Below are 25,266 nucleotides of genomic sequence, written 5' to 3'. Positions count from 1 at the left end.
GCACAGGAAGCGATACTAAAAGCATAATACCTGCATGAAGAGATATTTACTCATATTATGTTTTCTGGTTCTCTCAATCAATACCATACATGCCCAGCAGGCTGCCTATATTCCTGCTGATGGTAAAGTATGGAGCTTTGGGAATGTTGCCTTCTTTGGCGATGTGACCAATGATGGAACGCTTGGCTCAAGTCCGGCCTCCGTGCTTTATTTCCTGGGGAAACAATGGACAAATGGTTATACCGCTTTATTGTCAGATGAAAGCACTTCCGGTAAAGATGGGACAGGCGGTACCTTCCGCTTTGCCGGTAATAAAGGACAGCAGATCGTTGCCGGTGGATATAATGTAGCCGCTAAAGCAGGTCCCAGCTTTCCTAATCTGGAAGTCAGTAATACCAACGGCATCATCCTCGCAGATCTGAATGACCTGCAGGTAAGAAATACTTTACAGCTCACCAACGGTCACGTCTATCTGAATGGATGGAACCTGCAGGTAGGTGTGAATAATCCTGGTAAGATCACCGGTTACAGTGATCAGCGTTTTATCGTTACCGGACCGGAAACAGGTGGTGGATTCCTGTATCGTGCAAAGTTGAGCAGCACTGCCGGACAGGTAGTATTTCCTGTAGGAACCAATGCCACTAACTATGCACCTGCAGGTGTGAGATATGAAGGAAGTCCGGAGGACTTTAAAGCAAGAGTGTTCGACAGCGTATACACCCAGGCTATCGCCGGCAGAACAGTGTATGACAGTGTCGTGTTTAAAACATGGAACCTTGGTCAGGAAGGGAATGGTACCGGCATAACCGCCGTTGCGTTACAACATATGGATGCTGATGAAGCACCTGAATATCGTTTGAATCGTTCCAGTAGTTATATCAGCGCCTTCACAGACCGTAACTGGGAACTGCGTACTTCGGCCAACGACAATATGGGGCCTGGCACCCTGACCACGCAACCTATGCGTCAGTCTGCTACCATGCATTCCCGTGGCATGGCTGGCATTGGAAACAATACTTATTTCGCCAAACTGGCATCCTTATCTTATAGTTATCTCCCGGCTGATTTCATACATTTCAACGCGTATCGGATCAGCTATTCACTCGTGGATATCGTGTGGGCTACTACCCGCGAAACCAACAATGCCGTATTTGAAATCGAGCGTATGCTGGATAATGAAACGGTATTTAAGAAAATCGCTACTGTGGCGACCAAAGCGCCGAACGGCTACAGCACAACCCGCCTGGATTACTATTATCAGGATACCAATGATTACGATGGCTGGAGCTATTACCGTATAAAGGCTGTATCCGCTACCGGAAAATATGTGTATACAGACGTGAGAGAAGTAGGGCCATTGATCCAGGCAACTGTATTCCCGAACCCGAACTATGGTCAGTTTAAAGTAACTGTCAAAGGTATTAAGACACCGCTGATCGTACAGATATTCGATACATGGGGTCAGCAGATCCGTAAAACGGAAATGGTGGGTCAGAGCGAATTGAATATCAGAGACATGCCTACAGGTACTTACTTCCTGGTATTGACGCATAAAGACAGCGGAAAACAAGCCTATGTCTGCAAAGTTGTCGTAATAGACCATTGATGCTGATGATATTCCATTTTTCCTTTAACTTTACACCGTCTATTACTTCATACAGCATTTAATAAAAGGGGTTTTGAAAAAGATTATTATCACGATCGATGGTTATTCTTCATGTGGAAAGAGTACGCTGGCAAAACAATTGGCAGCGCAGCTGGACTACGTCTACATTGACAGTGGCGCCATGTATCGTGCAATTACCCTTTATTTTATTCAGAACCGGGTGGACTGGACAAACCATGATGCTGTAAAGGAAGCTTTACATGACATCCACCTGGAATTTGAATTCAACCCGATCTCTCAGGTCTCTGAAATTACCCTCAACGGGGAAAATGTAGAGCACATGATCCGGGAAATGCTCGTCGCGGAGAAAGTGAGCGAAGTAGCCGCCGTAAAAGAAGTGCGCGAATTCGCAGTGGCCCAGCAACAGAAAATGGGCGTTAAAAAAGGAATCGTAATGGACGGAAGGGATATCGGTACAACCGTATTCCCGGACGCAGAACTGAAAATATTCATGACCGCTGATGCAGCTATCCGTGTAGAACGCCGTTTTAAGGAACTCTATGCGAAAAACAAGAATATCAGCATTCATGAGGTAAAGGAAAACCTGGAACTCAGGGATTATATCGATACCAACCGGGAAATCAGCCCCCTCAGAAAAGCAGAAGATGCCATTATTCTGGATAACAGCCAACTAAGCCAGGATGAACAGCTGAAACTGGTAATTCAGTGGGTAGAAGACGCTACTTTGGTGCAATCCTGAAATTATTTTTTAGTTTTAAGAAATCCTTTTTAAATTTGTTGTGTTCCCGGTCAGATACCGGGGAGAAACCCTTTCGGTAATTTTCCACATCCTCTCGAATTTCCTGCAATTTTTTATTGTATCGTGTTGACCGGTTCATAACAGTGTGCCGTTTACAATATATTATACCCAACGTGGTCAAGAGAAGTCGTATAAGGTCTCAACAGATCTTAGTATAACTATATCCATAGACCTGTTGCTATTAACCGTTACTAAACTATATTTTATATATATCGTGGCTTTGTGGGCTGATATTTATTAAACTTAATGTGGTGCAGGGCAGGGATGCCTGCTTTGTTCCATATTTTCAGTAGGTGTATTCGGTTAATAGGAAGAAGGGGCGAATTCTTTCGCCCTTTCGCTTTTTTAATTAACTTGTGGTATTACCCGGCTGATGCATGTTTAAAGGCTATTTCTATCTACTTTTCTTGCTATTGTTGGTAAAAGGGAATGATATTCAGGCACAGGATTCAGTGCTTGTATTCCGCACACTCGATTCTGCCCGACGGCTTCCCGGTGATACTGGTAAAGTGAACTGGTTGATTGATAAAGGCAGATCGCTGGGACGGTACTTTGATAAACGTGGGACAGAAAACCCCTTTTTTCAGGAGGCAATTACACTTTCGCTGCGCATGAAATATGCGCGTGGCGCTTTCAATGCATACAACGAGACCGGCACCTCCAAAAGAAATAAATCGGAATATCTCCTCGCCGCCGATTATCATCAGAAAGCTGTTAAATACGCTGAAGAAGCAAGAAATGATCTCTGGCTTTGTATTGCCCTGAATAACACCGGCGTCGATTACCGCCGTATGGACGATCAGCTGGAAAAGGCATTCGACTACCATTTCAGGGCGCTCCAATTAGCAGAAAAGATCAATGACGTCCGTAATATCTGTATCGCTATCAATAGCATCGGGAATATTCATCTCTCCACCGAAAAATACGCGGAAGCAATCAACCACTTTGAAAAGGCCCTCGAACTGGAACGACAAAGCAAGAATAACCTGGGCGTCGCTATTAACCTCGGCAATATCGGCTACGCCTACCAGGGTCTGAAAAAACTGGATCTGGCCATCGAATACTATAAAAAATCTCTGGCGGTCAATCAACAACTTGATAATAGTGTCGGATTGGCTATCTGCTATAACTCCCTCGGATCAGTCTACCAGGAGAAAAAAGACTACGCCCGTGCCCTGGAATATCTGAATAAGGCACTGGAAGTGAATGGAAATGTAGACGATAAAGTGCATGTCGCCGAAAGTTACCTCAACATCGGAAAGCTGTGGAGCCTCCAGGGTAAACACGAAGAAGCCCGGAAATATTTCATGCAGTCTATTAACCTCAGCCTGATCTGGCGGTTTAAATACCTGCTGATGGAGGCGTATAAGGCGATGGCCGGCGACTTCAAAGCATCGGGTGATTTTAAACATTCCATGGAAGCGTTGGACAAGTCGCTGGTATACAAGGATAGTCTGATCAATGAAAAGTCTTCCCTGGCATGGGCACAGACACAGGCGATCTATGAAGTAGACCGTAAAGACAACCAGATCAAGTCTTTGGAACATGACAAACAAATGAGTGAACTGCGTACCCGGCGAAATGTAGTCTATACCCTGTCAATGGCAGGCTTTATACTGATGCTGGGGGTAGGTGGTTTCTTCTATATCCGGCACAGAAACCTGGAAACCAAAAAGCAGACCCTGCAACTGGAGCTGCGTTCCCTGCGTGCACAGATGAATCCTCACTTCATTTTCAATTCGCTGAGTTCCATTCACCGGTTTATCTGGAGTAATAACCAGGAAGAAGCGTCGGACTATCTGACGAAATTTTCCCGTTTAATGAGAATGATACTTGATAATACGCAGTACACATTCATATCTTTGAATAAGGAACTGGAATCATTACGCCTGTACCTGGACCTGGAGAAGTTGCGCTGTAATGACGTATTTGAATACCAGATCACTGTAGCAGACGATATTAACGAAGAAGAAGTAATGATCCCACCAATGATCATTCAACCATATGTAGAGAATGCAATCTGGCATGGTCTGGTACATAAATCCGGCCGGGGCATGTTGGATATAGAAGTCACACTGAAAGGAAAAACCCTGACCTGTACGGTCACAGATAATGGTATAGGACGGAAAAAGGCAATAGAAATAAAGGAAAAAAAGGGACAGACCCATCGCTCAATGGGCATGAAAGTAACAGAAGGCCGTATAGACCTCATCAGGAAGATCAACAATACCAAAGAAGCAGATGTGACGATCATAGACCTGGAAGATGAGACAGGTAAAGCATTGGGTACAAAGGTGACACTCATCTTACCGGTGGAATTTATATTTTAAAAAACCTACACAGACAGCATGAGCGAAATTAAAGCAATCATCGTTGATGATGAGCAACACTGTATAGATGCTCTTCAGACAATGCTTCAGAAGAAATGTCCGGAGGTGACTGTCCTGGGAGGCGTGAATAGTGTAAAGGAAGCAAAGGAACTGATAACGGAATTACAGCCGGATGTTGTGTTCCTCGATGTGGAAATGCCACATCAGAATGGCTTTGAGTTGCTGAAAATGTTCGATAAGATCACTTTTGATGTAATATTCACTACTGCCTATGAACAGTACGCCCTGAAAGCAATCAAGTTCAATGCACTGGACTACCTGTTGAAACCTTTCAGTGTGAAAGAGTTACAGGATGCTATCCAGAAATGTATCGCCCGTCGCAGCAGTAACACCGGCAATGGACAACCGGAGATGACCACTTCTCCCATCGAAGTGTTCCTCCAGAATATGAAAACGCTGCATCAGACACATAAGAAAATAGCGCTCCCAACCATTAACGGACTGGTTTTTATGCCGGTACAGAATATAGTACGCTGCGAATCGACCGGCAACTATACCCGTATCTTTTTTACAGATAAAAAGAACCTCATGGTATCCAGACCGTTAAAGGAATTTGAGGAGCTGTTAACGGATGTAGATTTTTTCAGGGTGCATAATTCACACCTGATCAATTTACAGCAGATGCAATCTTATATACAGGGTGAGGGCGGTTTTGCACTGATGAGTGACGGTACGCAGGTGGAAATTTCACGAAGAAGGAAGGCCGATTTCCTGAAAAAAGCGATGCAGTTCTAACCAGATTTAATCTGTTTTACGCCACTTACAGGAAATAGACCACCGGATAATAATTCTCTGTTGCGGGCATACGTCTGAAAAACTACTTTTGACTCAGGTTTAAACTTATTACGATATAAAATTTTTTTTCTCTGCATTACTAGCATTGATTAGCCCCAAAGAAAAAAGACACCGCCTGGTGTCTTTTTTGCTTTTATCATGTTTTATATCGTTGCGATTATTCGAATGTCGCTGCTACTTCTTCCATTTTATCTTCCAGCTTATAAAAAGACAAGAGCCTTCTGATCACTGCTTCGACCATCGCATCCGGACAGGAAGCGCCACTCGTCAGCATAATGGTTACCTGCTCTTTTTCAGGCAGGAAAGCCCGGCTGTGTAATTCCTGTTTGTGATGGAAATCCCAGTGATGTACTTCTTCGGCATTGACCAGTTTCTCCTCAGAAGAGATGAAATAGGTAGGCAGTTTCACTTCGCAGAGTTCTACCAGGTGAGAAGTATTGGAACTGTTATAACCGCCCACAACAATCGCCAGGTCGGCAGATTCTTCCAGCAGACCGGTAACGGCGCTCTGGTTGTCATTGGTGGCATAACAGAGGGTATCGCGGGTATCGGCAAAGCGTTCACTGACATTGGAAGCATCGAGGCTATATCTGTCCATGATTACATTTTTGATATAATCAGCGATCGCCTGGGTTTCCGTAGCCAGCATAGTGGTCTGGTTCACCACCCCTACGCGTTGCAGGTCATTGATGACATCAAACCCCGGGGAGTATTGTCCTTTGAAGAGGATATAAAATTCTTCCGGGTTTTTCTCTCCGGTGATAAAGGTGGCTAATAACTGAGCTTCTTTTATATCTTTTACAACGACGGTCGGCGTATTGCTGCGGCTATGGGAGAAGGTAGCACGGGTTTCCTCATGACCAGGTTTACCATGTACGATCACGCTGTAAGACTGCTTACCGATCTGTTCTGCCTTGTTCCACACTCTTTCCACAAAAGGACAGGTCGTATTGTATTGCAAAGGAGCAATGCCCAGGGAGCTCAGCTTCTCTTCGATTTCCAGGGTGGTGCCGAAGGCCGGGATAATCACGATATCTTCAGGCGTCAGTGATTCCCATGGCACCAGTTGTGTGCCGGCTGTGTCCATGATGAATTGTACCCCTTTTTCCAGCAGGTCGTTATTAACATGTGGATTGTGGATCATTTCACTGAGCAGGAAGATCCTTTTGCCAGGATTGGCTTCTACTGTCTTAAAGGCAATTTCGATGGCATTTTCCACGCCATAGCAGAAGCCAAAGTGACGGGCCAGTAATATTTTCAATGGACCGAAATCCAGTACGGTTGGCGTAAAATCCTTTTTCATACGGTCCTGCTGCTTACGGCGGTTTTTGATCGCCGTGATCAGCGGACTGCGATATATAATAGGAACGTTAAATGTTTTCATCTGGCGGCGAAGTTACATATTTTGAATGGCTGGTAGGCAGGGCCGGCTATTCCTGGCTCATTTTCTTTAACCAGGCTCTTTCTTCAGGACTGAGGCTTTCGATGCCGTTGTCGTTAATCTTGTCGAGGAGCTGATCCAGCCGGAGTTGTTTATTTTCTTCCATACCTGGTTTTACCACCTTGAGCGGAGATTTTTTCGGTTTGAAAGATCGGCGTCGGGCGTTTGCGCTACGTGCAGGTCTGTTAAAAAGCCAGATCAAAGGTTGTCCCAGGTCTGTGCCGTTATTGAGAAGCTGTATATAGATAAAGCCGAAGAGAGCGCCACCCATATGAGCGGTTATGCCACCGATGTTTCCCTGGGTCAGGGATACCAGGTCCAGCACGATCACGATGATGGCCAGCCATTTCAACCGGATGGTACCGATCAGGAGCAGGCCGATCTCATAATTGGGCAGTTTGGTAGCACAGGCGATCAGGATGGCCATTACAGATGCCGAAGCGCCGATCATGGGAACGTTGGCGCCGCCAAATACCAGGTTATAGACCAGGAGATAGGCAAGACCACCCGCTATACCGCCGAGCAGGTAAAGTGGCAGTATACGCTGGTTGCCCAGGAATGATCTGAAGATATTCCCAAACCAGTAAAGGTTGAGCATATTAAAGAGAATATGCAGGAATTCGAAATGCGTAAACATATAAGTGACTAATCCCCAGGGCTTTCTAAGAAAAGCGAACACATTGGAGTGTATAGAGAGATTGTCAGCAATAAAAAGGGAAATGAAACCGGTTGATGGAGCTATTTTGCCGATCAGGTACACAATTCCCACGACGAGGAAAACAATTACATTCCAGAAAAGAAGAAGATTAATTGTGTTTCCTTGTCTAAGCCAGTAGCGAATATCAGCGCTGAATGAGGTCCCGTTCATACTTGAAAATTAGTACAAAATCTGCAATCGTATACCGATTTAACAGTACATTTTTTTTGCCGGAACAGCGCTAAGGAGGCACTGGGATGGAAGAGGTTGCAGACACGTTAAACATGTGAAAAATGCTGATTTTTTAGTGATTATTAATTATCTTTGCCGTCCAACTTAAACTTCCGGGCCCTAAAAATCCGGAGGGAACTAACAAAAGGAGGAACCAAATTTTGGCAGAAAACAACATTTCTAACGAACAAAACGCTGAACAACAGGCACCTGCAGCAGCAGCTCAGGCAACAGCGACAACAAATGCGCCAGTTGTGGCTACAGCTCACGATGATTTCGACTGGAGCGTAGACAAACGTAACGTATCATCTTATAGTCAGGATGAGAAAGCGAAGTACGATGCAACGTACGACAACACTTTCAAAGTGATTGAAGAAAACGGTCTGCTCACTGGTACTGTAGTTGGTTTAACCAAAACAGACGTAGTGATCAACATCGGTTTCAAATCTGACGGTCTGATTTCACTGAACGAATTCCGTGACCTGCAGGGTCTGAAAGTAGGAGACGAGGTTGAAGTACTGGTAGTTGAAAAAGAAGACCGCGATGGTAACCTGCACCTGAGCCGTAAACAGGCTCGTCAACAGCGTGCTTGGGAAAAAATCGTGGAAGTTTACAAAACCGGCGAAGTGGTTACTGGTACTGTTACCAGCAAAACCAAAGGCGGCTTGATCGTAGACGTTTATGGTATGGAAACATTCCTGCCAGGTTCTCAGATCGATGTTAAGCCTGTTACAGACTACGACCAGTTTGTAAGCAAAACAATGGAATTCAAAGTGGTTAAGGTTAACGAAGCCATCAGAAATGCCGTTGTATCTCACAAAGCGCTTATCGAAAGCGATATCGAACAGCAGAGAGTGGATATTATCTCCAAACTGGAAAAAGGCCAGGTTCTGGAAGGTACTATCAAAAATATCACCGATTTCGGCGCATTCATCGACCTGGGTGGTCTGGATGGTCTGCTGTACATCACCGACATCAGCTGGGGACGTATCTCCCATCCAAGCGAAGTACTCCAGATGGATCAGAAGATCAATGTGGTTGTACTGGACTTCGACGACGAGAAAAAACGTATCAGCCTTGGTTACAAACAACTCACTCCGCACCCATGGGATACCCTGCCTGCACACATCACTGAAGGTGCGCGCGTAAAAGGTAAGGTAGTGAACATCGAAGATTACGGTGCATTCCTGGAAATTCTGCCTGGTGTAGAAGGTCTGGTACACGTATCTGAGATCTCTTGGGCTTCTACTCCTATCAACGCTAAAGAATTCTTCAAATTAGGTGAAGAATACGAAGCAGTGGTAGTAACACTGAGCAAAGAAGAGCGTAAGATGAGCCTGTCTATCAAGCAACTGACAGAAGATCCTTGGGCTACTATCGAAACTAAATTCCCGCTGGACAGCCGTCACAAAGGTATCGTGAAGAACATCACTCCTTATGGCGTATTCGTTGAGCTGGAAACTGGTATCGGTGGTATGATCCACATCTCTGACCTGAGCTGGATCAAACGCTTCAACCACCCAAGTGAGTACACTAAAGTGGGTAGCGAGATCGAGGTAGTTATTCTGGGTATCGATAAAGATAACCGTAAACTGAGCCTGGGTCACAAACAGATCGAAGAAGATCCTTGGAACACTTTCGAAACTATCTTCCCGATTGGATCCGTTCATGAAGGTACTGTAGTGAAGAAAGACGAAAAAGGTGCTACAGTTCAGCTGCAGTACGGTCTGGAAGCATACGCTCCTGCACGTCACCTGCGCACTGAAGATGAGAAACCAATCAACGTTGAAGATGTGAAAGAATTCATGATCATTGAATTCGATCGTAGCGAAAAACGTATCCTGGTATCTCATACAAGAGTGTGGGAACAAGCGAAAAATGAGGAGAAAGAAGCAGTTGCCAAAGAAAGAAAGCAAGAAGCTGACAAAACTCGTAAAGCTGTGAAAACTATCCAGAACAAGGTAGAAAAAGCTACCCTGGGTGATCTGGGAGCTCTGGCTGAACTGAGAGAGAAGCTGAAGCAGAACGAAGGCGACGAGAAAAAAGGTGAATAAGCTTTTTTAGGTTGTTGAAATACATGGAGGGTGTTCCGAAAGGAGCACCCTTCTTTTTTTTAATTAGGAATTAAGAATTAATAATTGGGATGCAGCGGAGAGAGAGGGGAAATTACGAATGATAATGCGTTGGAGATCGGTATTTGGAGGGTAGAAAGGGAGGGATTAGGTTACCTGATCCTGGTCTGACTATTGTTTGACTATATTTATCTTCCGTTAATGTTACCAGTCAAACGCAAGATGAACGAAGGATGACTATAGCATAGAAGATGTCAGGTGGGGGAAAGGAGAGAAGACAAAAATATGATCTGAGGGCAGCAGTCTGGTATCAGTAATATAAATAAAAAGTCCCGGTTAGCTGTAGCCAACCGGGATTTCCCATTTATACCTTTGACGATACTTAATTACCGATAAGTCATTAATTATCAATTCTTAATTCTTAATTCTTAATTCTTAATTCCTAATTCCTAATTGACATTCACAGTTGCTTCAGGATCTCATCATTGAAGTCTAATAGGGAATCCAGCTGTATGTCAGCCAGCGCATAACGTTTATTCTGACGGTTATGTGCTTCCGGCACAACTACTGTCTTCATACGCGCTGCTTTTGCCGCGGTCATACCAGTCACAGAATCTTCAAATGCCACACATTGCAGCGGCGTACTACCCAGCTTTTTAGCGCAGGTCAGGTATACTGCCGGGTGCGGTTTACCATGTGATTCAAACTCCGCAGAAGAAATCACCTGAAACCGATCCCTGATGCCCATATGGTCAACCGCCGATTCGATCAGACGCAGGGGAGAAGAAGAAGCCAGTCCTATTTTGAAGTTCTTTTTATCGAAATAATCCAGGATGTATTCAAGTCCCTCCATCGCTTCACCCTCCGCCATTATCTTGGCAATCACCGCATCGATGATCTCGTTGGTAACCTGTTCATTGTTTTTACCCTCCCATTTGAAGTAATTATGCCAGTAATCAACCACCTCAGCCGTACGAAGGCCGGTAGTGTGGCTGGCCAGTTCCATGGTCAGGTCAACGCCTACGGTCGCGAAAACTTCCCTCATAGCTCTGCCCCAAAGTGGCTCGGAGTCAATCAGCAACCCGTCCATGTCAAAAATCACCGTGTTTATCATGTGCTTTCATTTGTTCTGCGCCGCAAAGATACGACAGCTTGTCTGATTATACTAAATGGCTGTTGTGTGAAACGCTGTAATTAGGAATTAGGAATTAAGAGTGGCTGACGTTATTTATAGACAGTCTCAATTCCTAATTCCTAATTGTCAATTCCTAATTCCTAATTGTCAATTCCTAATTCCACCGCCAGGGCATAAATAATAGTTATCCGCTATAATCAGGGGTTATGACTCTTATCACAGCGCCGGGGCTGCTATCCTATACACAGCACGCCATACAAGCATTTTCCCTGGGTGTAGGAGAGGAGATACAAAGTCCGAAGCTCCTACATTAAGGGCCTAAAATACTTTTGGAATTCTCACCTATATTTCTAACTTTGTAATAGTCTACTAAAGTAATGGGGAATATAGGAAGCGATAGACGGTTTTTGTGTTTCAGCTGCTGTCGTATCCCCCGGCAGCGCTCGTGGAGGCCTAGATGTATAAGGAGAATGATCAATCAAAAGAATCAAACAAAATATACAAAGCCTCCGTCATATTACACGGAGGCTTTTTACTTTATATCTGATAAGAACGATAACATTTTAATCTCTGATAATTTACCACCAAGAAAATATTACTTATGCAAAGCTTCAGAACAGAACTGGAAAATCCTGTCGTTGAGAGAGATATTATAGAGCTGGAGAAGAAGATCCGTTTATTCCGCGAAGGACAGATCCCTGAGGAAAAGTTTCGTAGCCTGCGTCTGGCGAGGGGTATTTATGGCCAGCGTCAGCCTGGTGTACAGATGATCCGTATCAAATTACCTTATGGTAAAATGACCCTGGAACAGTGGAAACGTATCTCTGATGTGTCTGATGAATTTTCAACCGGCAACCTCCACCTGACCACCCGTCAGGACGTTCAGATCCACTTCGTTAGTCTGGACAGAACACCGGAATTATGGAGCAAACTGGACCTCGATGATATCACTATCCGTGAGGCATGTGGTAATACTGTTCGTAATATTACAGCTTCTGACAGAGCGGGTATCGATCCGCAGGAGCCATTTGATGTAACACCTTATGCTGATGCGACCTTCCGCTATTTCCTGCGTAATCCTATCTGTCAGGATATGGGTCGTAAGATTAAAATGTCATTTTCCAGCAGCGATGCGGATACTGCCTGGTCATTCATGCATGACATGGGTGCTATTCCCAAAGTACGTATCGTGAATGGCGAAGAAGTACGTGGTTTCAAAGTACTGGTAGGTGGCGGCCTTGGTGCACAACCTTACCTGGCGCATGTAGCACACGAATTCCTGGAGGCCGATCAGCTGATCCCATATATAGAATCTGTACTGCGCGTATTTGACCGTCATGGTGAAAGAGCCAGCCGGCATAAAGCACGTATGAAATTCCTGGTGCAGAAGCTTGGATTTGAAGAGTTTTCAAGACTGGTAGCAGAAGAGAGAATAGCTAATAAAGTGAAATCTTATCCTATTGATGCAGAAGCATGGCCTGATGTGGAACTGCCTGCCGCAGATGTTACGCTGCCTGCTTATACCATCAAGGATGCCCAGAAATATGAGGCATGGAAAGCGACCAACGCTTTCCGTCAGCGTCAGGCTGATTACTATGCAGCTTATGTACGCGTACCATTGGGTAATATCAGCTCCGTGATCTCCCGTCAGCTGGTAGAAGCACTCAGACCAGCCGTTGCCAATGATGTAAGGGTCACTGCGAATCAGGGTTTATTACTCAAATACATCCAGCCGGCACACCTGCCTTACGTATTCAGTGTACTGGAAACTGCCGGTTTCGCGGAACCTGGTTTCGACAGTATCGCAGATATCACTGCCTGCCCCGGTACTGATACCTGTAACCTGGCGATCTCCAGCAGCACCGGTATCTCTACGGCGCTCGAACTGGTCATTGCAGAAGAATTCCCGGACCTGGTATATAATAAAGATATTAAGATCAAGATCAGTGGTTGTATGAACTCCTGCGGACAGCACGGTATCGCTTCCATTGGTTTCCATGGTTCTTCCCTGAAGAGCGGTGGTAAGGTACTGCCGGCCCTCCAGGTACTGCTGGGTGGTGGTATCGTAGGTGATGGTGTGGGCCGTGTGGCAGATAAAGTGATCAAAGTACCAAGCAAACGTGGTCCTGATGTACTGCGTACCCTGCTGAGAGATTACGAAGCCAACGCACAGCAACACGAGAAATTCAACGAATACTACGACCGTCAGGGCGAAAAATACTTCTACGATCTCCTGAAACCATTGACCGATCTGGGTACACTGGAAGATGAAGACTTCGTAGACTGGGGTCAGGGGGATAAGTTCGCAACCGCTATCGGTGTGGGTGAATGTGCCAGCGTGGTAATTGATCTGGTAGCAACCCTGCTGTTTGAAGGCGAGGAAAAACTGCAATCAGGTAAAATAGCCCTGGATGAAAAACAGTATGCGGATGGTATCTATCATTCCTACTCTACATTCGTTCAGACCGCAAAAGCACTGTTACTGGGTGAAGGCGTAAGCTGTAATACCCAGACAGGTATCATCAACGACTTCGACAAACACTTTGTAGAAACAGGCAAATGGCCACTGGATGGCAGCTTCAAAACGCTGGTATTGCAGATCAATCAGAATGAACCTTCTGAAAGCTTTGCGAAAGAATACTATCAGCAGGCGGCAGACTTCTACCAGCAGGCACACGCTTTCAGAAATCAGGCAGCAGCAGTTACTGCACAGTAATTCACTGCGGTTATCAACTCTTAAATGTACACTATGCAGACTATTCATCCGAAATTGACACTGGTAGGCGCGGGGCCCGGCGATCCGGAGCTGATCACCGTAAAAGGTCTGAAAGCAATACAACAGGCCAGAGTGATACTCTATGATGCGCTTTCTAACAATGAATTGCTGGAACATGCTTCCTGCAACTGTCTGAAACGTTTTGTAGGTAAACGTGCAGGTATGCATATGTACACACAGGAGGAGATCAACCGCATGATTGTAAAATACGCACTGACCTATGGTAGTGTGGTTCGTCTGAAAGGCGGCGACTCTTTTGTATTCGGCCGGGGTCAGGAAGAACTGGCTTTTGCGCAGCAATTCAATATCGATACAGAAGTCATTCCAGGTGTCACCAGCGCGATCTCTGTTCCGGGCATCAACAAAATACCAGTTACCGCACGTAACGTGAGTGAAGGATTCTGGGTCCTGACAGGTACCACACAACGTGGGAGCTTATCCCGTGACCTGGCTTATGCTGTCCAGGCAGATACTACCGTGGTAGTACTCATGGGGATGGGCAAACTGGATGAGATCTCAGCAGCATATGTGGCACAGGGTAAAGGCAATGTACCTGCGGCTATCATTCAGAACGGAACCATGCCTGATCAGAAGATCGGCATCGGAAACGTAGCCGATCTCCAGGAAATTGCCCTGCGTGATAATCTGCGTAATCCGGCTATTATCGTGGTAGGAGAAGTGGTACGATTCCACGAAGCCTTCCAGACAGTACAGGAAAAGATCGCAGAACAACTGAAAATTGCAGTTTAAGTTTAATATATTACATATGACGGACTACAACAGCCGCCAGGCAATGTAGTCCGTCGTTGTGTAATCAGTAATCGGATCATTATGGAAGACAATCATCTTTTCCCCGTATTTTTCAAACTGAACCAGTTGCACGTGCTGGTAGTCGGAGGTGGAAACATTGGTCACGAAAAGGTAAATGCCCTGCTGGAAAACTGTCCATCAGCATATATCACAGTCGTGGCAATCAATTTTCAACCCGAACTGATCGAATTAGTGAAGGATGCGCCTAACGTGGAGCTGATCAGGAAGCCATTCTCCTGTGGCGATATGCTTGGAAAAGACCTGGCGATTGCCGCTACCGCTGACCGTGAACTGAACCAATATGTATGGGAGAAAGCCAAAAGCAGCCGGGTATTGATCAATGTGGCAGATACCCCGGAACTGTGTGATTTCTACTTAGGATCCATTGTCCAGAAAGGACAACTCAAAATAGCCATATCGACTAATGGTAAATCCCCGACCGTAGCCAAACGCCTCAAAGAGGTATTACAGGAAGTGATCCCTTCTTCCATTAACGAAGTACTGGATAAATTACAGGTGATCCGTGACAGGATCAAAGGTGATTTTACCGAAAAAGTAAAGCAACTGAACCGGATCACAGATGTATTGGTCAGAAAAGACTAAACATGATCTCCTTCTTTCATATCTCATATTCTATTAAATTCTATATGTGTTTTATCAACCATATCATTGTGTTGGTTGTACCTATCTGCTTGTTTCAGTTAAAATAATCCAGCCTTTCAATCTGTTTCAGCTCCTTTTAAGCACTTATATATAATATTAGTAATAAAAATATATATATGTTTTGGGCAAATTGCTTTAAAATATCGATCATGATTCCTAATTTTATAACGAAATCATGATAGATGATTGTATTATTTCAAAATTTGAATCGAGTAACAAATAGATTGTATTTTTTATAATATATCATCTCCAGAGGTATGAGGATAGCTTCAAGAAACAGATTTGGCAAACTTGTCATAAAAAGGGTTTGGTATAATAACACAGGAACTACGCTTAAACAACATACTTCCATCGCAAAATCAGATCAGACAGTAAAAGATGTAAAACCAGCCAATGGAATAATACTATCCTATGATTTCCTGGCCAACAACAGCACCGGACGCTGAAAGGAGGCCATCTACCAAAAGGGTATAGCACAACTTTAAAAATCAATCAGCGGTCAAAGGCGGGGCGATTCCCTAAGTCCCCTGCCTTGAGCCGCGCCAAGCATAAACATATTCCCGCTTCCCTGAAGTATATACCTTACGGCACGAGGCCCAAAAGGGGCCTCGCTAAGGTATTCTCCCGGAAAAGCAAAAGGTCTTTCCAGTTTTATCAACCAGAATCAATCAGATCAACCAGATTTATCAACCAGAATCTATACCGCTTAATTGCGAGATGATGTCGATTGTCCCCTTATCCAAGGGGTCAACATTTTTTCTCCCCGCCCTTATTGGAAAGGAAAAACGGAGAAGATCTTAGTGAAGCAAGGTCCCTGGACAATTCTAAAATTGCATGCCGGAATCCCGGGAGGGAGAAACAACTTCTCCTTTTCTTCGTTTTTCTTGTTATTGTTAGCCCTGATGTATATTTGGCCCTATGAGTCAACATACAGCTGCAACAGATCTTTTGATTACCACTACTGAACAATTCGTAAAAAAAGAACTGGCCGATGCCGAAGGCGGCCATGACTGGTGGCATATTTACCGGGTCTGGAAACTGGCCCGTAAGATTGCAGCCGGGGAGCAGGTGGATATGCTTGTAGTGGAACTCAGTGCTTTACTGCACGATATTGCTGATTCAAAATTCCATGGCGGAGATGAAAACATCGGTCCGCGTAAAGCCAGGGAATTCCTGGAATCAATAGGAGCGCCGGAAGCGACCATCCGGCACGTCGTGGATATTATTGTGAATATCTCATTCAAAGGCGGACATAATAACGGTGCATTCTATTCTCCTGAACTGGGCGTAGTACAGGATGCCGACCGACTGGATGCTATCGGGGCTATCGGCATCGCCAGAACCTTTAATTATGGAGGATTTAAAAACCGGGCAATCTATGATCCGACTATTCAACCGGATCTGCATATGACGAAGGAGCAGTATAAAAACAGTACGGCGCCTACTATTAATCACTTTTATGAGAAGCTGTTATTGCTGAAAGACAGAATGAATACTGCGACAGGTCGCCAGCTGGCAGCAGAAAGACATGTGTTTATGGAGACGTTCCTGGAGAAGTTTTACCAGGAATGGGAAGGGGAAAGCTGATTCAATTAGGAATTACGAATTAGGAATTAGGAATTAACGGGATAGGACAGAAGACCTGATAAATGGGTCGGAGGAGAAAATACAGGATAATAATTACAGATGTTGTTTATAAAAATTAAAGGGCGTCTACAACTGGTAGATGCCCTTTGTAATATAGTGCAGAAGAGAATTGAGACGATACCATGCGTGAAAGGCATTAATCATTCAATTCCTAATTCGTAATTCCTAATTCCTAATTAAAGAAACAGCGCTCTCAGTTCTTCCGCATCCTGTGGTTTCATCTTACCACTCAGGATCAACCTCAGCTGACGTCTGCGCATAGCGCCTTCATACAGCTGTTTTTCTTCTTCGGTATCAGGAATGATCTGCGGCACCAGTCTGGATTTACCATTAGGGTCCAGGGCGACGAAGGTCATAAAGGCTTCGTTGGATTTATAACGGTATTGCTGTACCGGATCTTCTCCCCACACACGCAGATGCACTTCCATGGAGGTGGAAAAGGCCCTGCTGACCTTGGCTTCAATATGTACTACGTTGCCCAGCTTAATGGGGGTTTCAAAAGAAATGTTATCTACAGAGGCAGTTACCACGGGAGCACTACAGTGTTTCATGGTGGCAAGGGCACCCGCTATGTCCATCCAGTACATAAGGCGGCCACCCATCAGGTTACCGAAAGTGTTGGTGTCATTTGGCAGTACCAGTTCCGTCATCTGGATCACCGAGTCCTGCGCACGCTTGGGCGTTAATGTCATATGCTGATTTATTACGGGCGCAAATTAGCAAGAAGTTTGCTGACGGAAGCAATAAATGCCCGCGACCTACAGGGATTTCCTTAAATATAAATTTATAAGGCCAAAAAAACATTATAACCTTCTTGTGCTGAAGTTGTTATATGTATCGTAAGGACTAAATGTGAAAAAGCTGTTTGGGAGCACTTTAAATTTGTCTTAACTTTGCATGACCTTCGGAAGTTATTTTTACTTGACTGGTTACATCAAAAGTCGTCCGGCACTTCTCTTTAGGTCAAGTATATTCTACAGAATTTTTAGAACTTATGGCAAAATATATCTTCGTTACGGGAGGTGTGACTTCCTCGTTGGGTAAAGGAATCATAGCTGCCTCGCTGGCAAAATTATTGCAGGCTCGTGGCTTTAGAGTGACAATTCAGAAATTCGATCCATATATCAATGTGGATCCGGGCACATTAAACCCTTACGAGCACGGTGAGTGTTTCGTAACTGAAGATGGCGCTGAAACTGACCTGGACCTTGGTCACTATGAGCGCTTCCTGAATACGCCTACATCACAGTCTAATAACGTGACTACAGGTCGTATCTATCAGACTGTTATCAATAAAGAACGTGAAGGCGCCTACCTGGGTAAAACCGTACAGGTAGTACCACACATCACTGACGAAATCAAACGTCGTATCCTCCTGTTGGGTAAAGACGGTAAACACGATATCGTGATTACCGAGCTGGGTGGTACCGTAGGTGATATCGAATCACTGCCTTATATAGAGGCGGTTCGTCAGTTACAGTGGGAGCTGGACGAGCAGGATTGCCTGGTCGTACACCTGACCCTCATTCCTTACCTGCGTGCTGCTAAAGAGCTGAAAACCAAGCCAACACAGCACTCCGTGAAGATGATGAGCGAAAATGGCGTACATCCGGATGTGATCGTTTGTCGTACAGAAGAGCCAATGTACAATGATCTGAAAAAGAAAATCGCGCTGTTCTGTAATGTGACGCCTGATGCGGTAATCGAAGCGACGGACATGAGCACCATCTATGAAGTGCCGCTGGAAATGCTGCGTGAGAAACTGGATGTGATCTGTATGAAGAAACTCGGTATTCCTATCGAAAAGGAACCGGATATGACCAAATGGCGTGCATTCCTGGATAAACTGAAATATCCTAAATCCAAAGTAACCATCGGTCTGATCGGAAAATATGTGGAATTGCAGGATGCTTATAAATCCATCCTGGAATCCTTTATCCACGCCGGTGCGATGAACGAATGTAAAGTAGTTGTACAGAACATTCATTCTGAGTTCCTTACACAGGAAAATGTAGCTGAAAAACTGCGTAACCTGGACGGTCTGCTGGTAGCACCTGGTTTCGGTCACCGTGGTATCGAAGGTAAAATCGTAGCTATTCAGTACGCTCGTGAAAACAGCCTGCCTTTCTTTGGTATCTGTCTTGGTATGCAGATGGCAGTTGTAGAATACGCCCGTAATGTAATCGGATGGACTGATGCGCACTCCACAGAAATGAACCCGGATACCCCACACGCGGTAATCGGTCTCATGGAAGAGCAGAAGAAAATCACCGTGAAAGGTGGTACCATGCGTCTGGGCGCTTATACCTGCGAACTGATCCCTGGTTCAAAAGCAGCGACTATCTATAACAATACTACTATCAGCGAGCGTCACCGTCACCGCTACGAATTCAATAGCCAGTTCCTAGCCGATTTCGAAAAAGCGGGTATGGTACCTTCCGGCCGTAACCCGGAAAGTGGTCTGGTAGAGATGGTAGAACTGCCGGAACATCCGTTCTTCGTAGGCTGTCAGTTCCATCCGGAGCTGAAAAGCACTGTAGAAGCGCCTGCGCCTTTATTCGTTCACTTCATCGCCGCTGCCAAACAGTACGCTGAAGACAAGACCATTAAAGCAAAAGTTGCAGAAGAAAAGATCGCACACCAATAATATTTATTTATAACTGACAGGCTTTCAGTAGCAACAATAAGGCATTAACTTTATTGTTGACCACTGAAAGCTTGTTGCTTTTACTTACCTTTGCTGCCTAAATTTTAATTGAATTTCATGGACAGAAACTCAGTCATTGGCTTCGCATTGCTGGGCGTGTTGTTTGTCGGTTATATCTTCTTTAACCAGAAACAACAGACTGCTGCAAAAAGAGAAAAAGATCGTCAGGATTCCATAGCAAATGTAAATAAGCCTAAACCGGTTGATACTGCTGCCTACGTAAACGGGGGCGTTGCTGATTCCAGCAAGCTTGCAAGTGCATATGGCACCTTCGCCGGCGCTGCCAATGGTACCATTCAGACAGCCGTTCTGGAAAATAAAGTATTGAAAGTTACTTTCTCCAGCCAGGGTGGTCAGCCAACTTTAGTACAACTGAAACAATTCAAGGATTTCGAAGGAAAACCGCTGATGCTGGCAAACAGCTCTTTCAACCGTATTTCCCTTCAGGTTCCTGCTAATAACAATACGCAATTAAACACTTCAGACCTGTACTTTACCGGTGGTTCCGTACAGCAGCTGGCAGATGGTAGTCAGTCCATCTCCTACCGCCTGCCTACCTCCAATCCTGAACAATACCTGGAGTATGTATATACCCTGAAGCAGGATGGTTATGCAGTAGACTTTGATATTCATGCTATCGGACTGGAAAACGTCCTGCCAAGTAATCAGAAAACCCTTTCCTTACAGTGGGATGCGGAAAATGATAAGCAGGAAAAAGACATGCAGAACGAACGCCAGAACAATCAGGTACACTACCGTGACGTGAATGGCAAACATGACTATTTTACCTTACAGCGTACCACGCATGAGAAATGGGACAACCAGCTGCAGTGGGTGAGCGTAAAACAGCAGTTCTTCAACACTACTTTCATTGCCAGAAAAGACGCACATTTCAACGGTGCAGAGGTGAATGCCAAAGTGCCTGAAAGTGCTAATATCGTAGGACAGACCTTCACTACGCTGGAAATTCCTTACAACCGTGCGCATGATTTCACCTTCCCGATCGAAATCTACTACGGTCCTAACCACTACTCGACCTTAAAATCTTTTGATAACGGTCTGGAAAGTATCATTCCGCTGGGTTCCGGCATATTCGCTTTCGTGAAATATGTGAACAAATGGATCATTATTCCTGTGTTCAACTTCCTGAGCGGATTTATCGGTAACTATGGTCTGATCATCATCCTGCTGACCATCTTTATCCGTTTACTGATAGCGCCTTTCACTTACCAGAGCTATGTGTCTCAGGCTAAAATGAAGGTACTGAAACCGGAAATCGATGCCCTGAAAGCAAAACACGGTGATGACCAGCAGGCTTTTGGTGTAGAACAGATGAAATTATTCAGAAGCGCCGGTGTGAACCCGCTCGGAGGTTGTTTACCAGCCCTGATGCAGTTGCCTATCCTGGTAGCGATGTATAGCTTCTTCCCGTCCTCTATCGAGCTGAGACAGGAAAGTTTCCTGTGGGCGACTGACCTTTCCGCTTACGATTCTATCCTGAACCTGCCATTTACCATTCCTTTCTATGGTAACCACGTCAGCCTGTTTACCCTGCTGATGACTGCCACCAGTTTGATGCTGGCATTCAATAACCGTGGTATGGCTGATCAGAGCAATCCGGTAATGAAATATATGCCGTATGTGTTCCCGATCATGCTGTTAGGTATCTTCAACCGTCTGGCTTCAGCGTTGACCTTCTACTACTTCCTGTCCAACGTAATCAGTATCGGTTTACAGTGGGCGATCCAGAAGTTCTTCGTGAACCATGATAAGATACATGCTCAGATCCAGGAGAATAAAAAGAAACCTGCTTCCAAATCTAAATGGCAGGAGAAACTGGAGGATATGCAGAAGAAACAGCAAGACATGCAAAAACGTCAACAGGACATACAACAGCGTAAAAAGCAATAGTATCGGACCTATTTGATATAATATTTTAACAGAAGGCTTCCCACGTAGGAAGCCTTCTGTATTTTGAGGAAATCATGCATAATCATACCTAATGAAGTACTTATTGTTTCTATTCACAGCTACAACTGTTTGTGCCGGTGCTTATGCACAGGACTACCAACCATCCGCCAGCCGTATTCAGAAAACGGTTACATACCTGGCGTCAGAGAAATTAAAAGGTCGCGGTACAGCCGAAAAAGGGGGCGTTAAAGCAAGTAATTTTGTTGCTAAACAGTTCAGGTCACTCGGACTGAAACCGGGTAACGGGGACAGCTATTTTCAGGATTTTACGTTTGACAGGAAAGAACACCATGGCATTGCAACCCGTAATGTGATCGGATTCCTGGACAATGGGGCTGCCAAGACTATCGTGATTGGTGCTCACTATGATCACCTGGGTACTGCCGGATTGTTTGATGGTAAATATCCCATCGGCCAGATCCACAATGGCGCTGACGATAATGCATCAGGTGTAGCCGGTTTGCTTGAATTGGCCAGGTATTTCACTGAAAATGGTCAGAAAGAGCCTTTTAACTTCCTGTTTATTTCCTTTGGTGGCGAAGAATTAGGTCTGCAGGGATCTAAATACTTCACCGCTAACCCGACGATCCCCTTGAATACCATGCATTTCATGCTGAACATGGACATGATCGGCCGCTATAATGAAGAAAGAGGCTTAGGTATCGGTGGATATGGAACCGCGGAGGAATGGCCTGCTGTATTCAAAGAAGCCCAGGAGCCAGGTATTCATTATTTCACTGATGGTTCCGGTAAAGGCGCTTCCGATCACCATAACTTCTATATGCATGACGTACCGGTGATTTTCCTGCATACTGGTCCGCACGACGACTACCACAAACCAACTGACGATGTGGAAAAACTGAAGGCAAAAGAAGAGGCGCTGGTGTTAAAACTGGGTATTCAGTTGATTAACAACGCCATGAAGTATACCGCTTTGCACTATGTAGAGAATGAGAAGAAGGTAGAGGATAAGAAATAACAGACTGCCGATAAAAGAAAAAGGGTCCGCCGTATGGCAGACCCTTTTTCTTTTATCTTTTATATCGTTACCGTTATTGTTGCGGTTTCTGTGGATAAGTGGCCTTTGGCATAGTAGAAGGAATAGGTTTTTCTTTACCTTCTTTCTTCTCTTCTTCGCGTTTTTTTGCTTCTTTGTCCGCCTCTGCTTCCAGTTTATTCACATCATAGCCCTCAGTATAGTCAGTTTCATTTCCATTACCCTGATCCGGCGCTTCTGCACCTGGCTTCACATTATCTTCAAACGGCTGATAGAATTCACTATTGATAGACTGAGGAATAGAGAAAGTCGCCTTATCATCAATTTTCAATGTTTTATCCGCATATACCTTCTGGAAGAAATAAGCCCAGATCGGCAAGCCGGTATTCGCACCCTGACCATTTGCCGTAGAACTGAAGTGCAGGAAGTTGTTTTCACAACCTACCCAGGCGCCTGCCAGTAATTGCGGTGTAAAGCCCAGGAACCAGCCATCGGTGTTGTCGTTCGTAGTACCGGTCTTACCAGCTACTTCACTCTGAATGCCATAGCGGAAACGCAGACGAGCAGAAGTACCACCGGGACCAGTTACGCCCTGCATCATCTTCACCATGGTATAAGACTCATTCTCACTGATCACTTCGCGCTTTTCCGGTGCAAAGGTTTGGAGGATGTTGCCATTTCTGTCTTCTATACGGGTGATGTAGATCGGTCTTGTGATGATACCACGTGCAGGGAACATCGTGTAAGCCTGCAACATTTCAAACAGGGAGATTTCCGGTGTACCCAGGGAAATGGAAGGGTAGGGAGGAATATCTGCGCTGAAGCCGATCTTGTTTTTCGCAAAGTCAGCTACTGCCTGCGGACCTAACTGTTTGATCAGGTAAGCAGATACCAGGTTCAGTGACTTCGCCAGTGCGCCTGCCATGCTGATGCTACCACCAACACTACCTTCAGAGTTGCGGCTCAGTGTCCAGTTATATTTAGGGAAGGATACCGGTTCGTTAGGCAGCATGGTACTTGGTTGCATACCATTCATGATCGCGAAGGTGTACAGGAATGGTTTGAAAGTAGAACCTACCTGTCTGCGGGTCTTGGCAACGTGGTCATTTTTGAAATAACGGAAGTCAGGACCGCCCACCCAGGCTTTGATCTCGCCACTTTCCGGATCGAGCGCCATGAAACCTGCCTGGAGAATAGCCCGCATGTACTTGATAGAATCTATCGGTGTCATCACGGTATCCAGCTCATTCAGCTCAGGTTCTGTGAAGCTTTTCCAGGCGAACACCTTCATCCTGGTAGGTGTATTGAATGCTTTTTTGATCTGATCGTCAGTCGCTTCATCTTCTTTCATCGCTTTGTAACGATCAGATTCTTTCATGTAACGATCAACGTAAGTCTGCCAGTTTTTCCACACACTGCCTGATTTAATATTGGCCTGTGTAGCGAATACTTTCTGGAGATCTTTCAGATGGTGATCTACCGCTTCTTCTGCATACAGCTGCATACGAGGGTTGATGGTCGTATAGATCTTCAGACCATCACGGTACAGGTTGTATTCAGAACCATCTGCTTTTTTATGCTCTTTACACCATACTTTCAGTTCGTCGCGCAGTACCTCTCTGAAGTAAGGCGCCAGTCCTTTATTATGATCTATCTTATTGTATCTTAATACGATAGGTTTGCTTTTTGCGGAAGTTGCTTCAGGAGCAGTGATAAAATCATTTTTCTGCATCAGTTCTATCACCGTATTACGACGGTTCAGTGCCACAACGGGATTACGACGTGGGTTATAGAGGTTGGTACCTTTCAGCATGGCTATCAGCGTGGCTGCTTCTTCGATAGACAGATGGGCTGCATCTTTACTGAAAAAGGTACGTGCACCATTTTCGATACCATATACGTTATCCCCGAAAGGAACTGTATTCAGATAGAGGGTAATGATCTCCTGTTTGGTGAAGTTACGTTCCAGTCTTACCGCGATCAGCCATTCCTGCATTTTCTGGAAGGATCTGGCGATAAAGTTTCTTGCACGTAAAGTACCATTATTGTCAGCCTGAAGGTTCAGGGCCAGCTGCTGGGTAATGGTACTGGAACCTCTTTTCTTACCGATTGCCAGGTAAAAAGGAATGGCAATAGTAGCATAAGGGTCAATACCTGAATGCTCATAGAAGCGTACATCCTCAGTAGCGATCAGTGCGTTGAGTACATTTTTGGAAATTTCGTTGTAGTCGGAACTAGACCTGTCTACCTGGTAGTATTTACCGAGAATTGTTCCATCTTCGGCAATTACTTCAGATGCGACGGCAGCCCGTGGGTTTTCCAGGGTCTCCATGGATGGCATGTTGCCAATAATGCGGAAGTTAACAAGCAATATCAGTAAAAGGAATAACCCGGTTACTGATAACACTGTGATCCACAATATTTTAACCGATTTTTTCATACTTGCTTAAAATATTTGATTTGCCTGGCCAGCATTGCACAGGGATAATGTTCTAACCCTGTTATAGC

Annotated in this window: 17 protein-coding genes; 12 read left to right on the top strand and 5 right to left on the bottom strand. The window is 45.0% G+C overall.

Annotated features, from left to right (window positions below; translation table 11 throughout):
- The first annotated feature begins 34 nt into the window (after positions 1-34).
- The 4 genes from CPIN_RS32790 (at position 35) to CPIN_RS32775 (ending at position 5,551) form a co-directional block, all read left to right on the top strand.
- Positions 35-1,606: a T9SS type A sorting domain-containing protein gene (locus tag CPIN_RS32790; protein ID WP_012794194.1), complete on the top strand. Its 1,572-nt coding sequence runs from the start codon at positions 35-37 to the stop codon at positions 1,604-1,606.
- Between the two features lie 73 nt (positions 1,607-1,679).
- Complete coding sequence (gene cmk / locus CPIN_RS32785) at positions 1,680-2,366, top strand: (d)CMP kinase (RefSeq protein ID WP_012794193.1); 687 nt, start codon at positions 1,680-1,682, stop codon at positions 2,364-2,366.
- Between the two features lie 437 nt (positions 2,367-2,803).
- Complete coding sequence (locus CPIN_RS32780; protein ID WP_012794191.1) at positions 2,804-4,756, top strand: tetratricopeptide repeat-containing sensor histidine kinase; 1,953 nt, start codon at positions 2,804-2,806, stop codon at positions 4,754-4,756.
- A gap of 18 nt (positions 4,757-4,774) precedes the next feature.
- The gene (locus CPIN_RS32775) at positions 4,775-5,551 is read left to right on the top strand and encodes a LytR/AlgR family response regulator transcription factor (RefSeq protein WP_012794190.1); all 777 of its coding nucleotides are present in this window, start codon (positions 4,775-4,777) and stop codon (positions 5,549-5,551) included.
- Between the two features lie 217 nt (positions 5,552-5,768).
- Here CPIN_RS32775 and CPIN_RS32770 read toward each other — a convergent pair whose 3' ends face one another.
- Positions 5,769-6,995, bottom strand: coding sequence for a 4-hydroxy-3-methylbut-2-enyl diphosphate reductase (locus CPIN_RS32770; RefSeq protein WP_012794188.1), 1,227 nt, complete (start codon positions 6,993-6,995; stop codon positions 5,769-5,771).
- 46 nt (positions 6,996-7,041) lie between these two features.
- Complete coding sequence (locus CPIN_RS32765; RefSeq protein WP_012794187.1) at positions 7,042-7,920, bottom strand: rhomboid family protein; 879 nt, start codon at positions 7,918-7,920, stop codon at positions 7,042-7,044.
- A 221-nt stretch (positions 7,921-8,141) separates the two neighbouring features.
- On the opposite strand from CPIN_RS32765, the gene rpsA reads away from it, so the two are divergent.
- Positions 8,142-10,034 (top strand): 30S ribosomal protein S1, encoded by a 1,893-nt coding sequence (rpsA, locus tag CPIN_RS32760; protein WP_012794186.1) that lies wholly within the window; start codon positions 8,142-8,144, stop codon positions 10,032-10,034.
- Between the two features lie 478 nt (positions 10,035-10,512).
- On the opposite strand, the gene hxpB is transcribed toward rpsA, so the two are convergent.
- Complete coding sequence (hxpB, locus tag CPIN_RS32755) at positions 10,513-11,166, bottom strand: hexitol phosphatase HxpB (protein WP_012794185.1); 654 nt, start codon at positions 11,164-11,166, stop codon at positions 10,513-10,515.
- Positions 11,167-11,788: 622 nt separating this feature from the next.
- Here hxpB and CPIN_RS32750 point away from each other — a divergent pair.
- From CPIN_RS32750 to CPIN_RS32730, 4 genes are all read left to right on the top strand, one after another.
- Positions 11,789-13,903 (top strand): ferredoxin-like domain-containing protein, encoded by a 2,115-nt coding sequence (locus CPIN_RS32750; RefSeq protein ID WP_012794184.1) that lies wholly within the window; start codon positions 11,789-11,791, stop codon positions 13,901-13,903.
- A gap of 33 nt (positions 13,904-13,936) precedes the next feature.
- Positions 13,937-14,713 (top strand): uroporphyrinogen-III C-methyltransferase, encoded by a 777-nt coding sequence (gene cobA / locus CPIN_RS32745; RefSeq protein WP_012794183.1) that lies wholly within the window; start codon positions 13,937-13,939, stop codon positions 14,711-14,713.
- Between the two features lie 81 nt (positions 14,714-14,794).
- Positions 14,795-15,376 carry a precorrin-2 dehydrogenase/sirohydrochlorin ferrochelatase family protein gene (locus CPIN_RS32740; RefSeq protein WP_012794182.1) on the top strand — a complete coding sequence of 194 codons (582 nt, stop codon included), beginning with the start codon at positions 14,795-14,797 and terminating at the stop codon, positions 15,374-15,376.
- Between the two features lie 978 nt (positions 15,377-16,354).
- Positions 16,355-17,023, top strand: coding sequence for an HD domain-containing protein (locus CPIN_RS32730; RefSeq protein ID WP_012794181.1), 669 nt, complete (start codon positions 16,355-16,357; stop codon positions 17,021-17,023).
- A 236-nt stretch (positions 17,024-17,259) separates the two neighbouring features.
- On the opposite strand, the gene CPIN_RS32725 is transcribed toward CPIN_RS32730, so the two are convergent.
- Positions 17,260-17,775, bottom strand: a complete 516-nt coding sequence (locus CPIN_RS32725; protein WP_012794180.1) for an acyl-CoA thioesterase — start codon at positions 17,773-17,775, stop codon at positions 17,260-17,262.
- 302 nt (positions 17,776-18,077) lie between these two features.
- Between CPIN_RS32725 and CPIN_RS32720 the strand changes: the two genes are divergently transcribed.
- The 3 genes from CPIN_RS32720 to CPIN_RS32710 all read left to right on the top strand — a co-directional run bounded on the left by CPIN_RS32720 (position 18,078) and on the right by CPIN_RS32710 (position 22,740).
- On the top strand, positions 18,078-19,730 hold the full coding sequence (locus CPIN_RS32720) for a CTP synthase (RefSeq protein ID WP_012794179.1): 1,653 nt from the start codon (positions 18,078-18,080) through the stop codon (positions 19,728-19,730).
- A 117-nt stretch (positions 19,731-19,847) separates the two neighbouring features.
- Positions 19,848-21,701 (top strand): membrane protein insertase YidC, encoded by a 1,854-nt coding sequence (gene yidC, locus CPIN_RS32715; protein ID WP_012794178.1) that lies wholly within the window; start codon positions 19,848-19,850, stop codon positions 21,699-21,701.
- A gap of 91 nt (positions 21,702-21,792) precedes the next feature.
- Entirely contained in the window at positions 21,793-22,740 is a 948-nt protein-coding gene (locus CPIN_RS32710; RefSeq protein WP_012794177.1) for a M20/M25/M40 family metallo-hydrolase, read from the top strand.
- Between the two features lie 73 nt (positions 22,741-22,813).
- Here CPIN_RS32710 and CPIN_RS32705 read toward each other — a convergent pair whose 3' ends face one another.
- Positions 22,814-25,198, bottom strand: coding sequence for a transglycosylase domain-containing protein (locus tag CPIN_RS32705; protein WP_012794176.1), 2,385 nt, complete (start codon positions 25,196-25,198; stop codon positions 22,814-22,816).
- Positions 25,199-25,266: the final 68 nt, after the last annotated feature.

Source organism: Chitinophaga pinensis DSM 2588, assembly GCF_000024005.1.
GTDB classification, from domain to species: Bacteria; Bacteroidota; Bacteroidia; order Chitinophagales; family Chitinophagaceae; genus Chitinophaga; species Chitinophaga pinensis.
The sequence above is the reverse complement of the archived record's forward strand: the minus strand, read 5'-3'. Positions and strand labels throughout refer to the sequence as shown.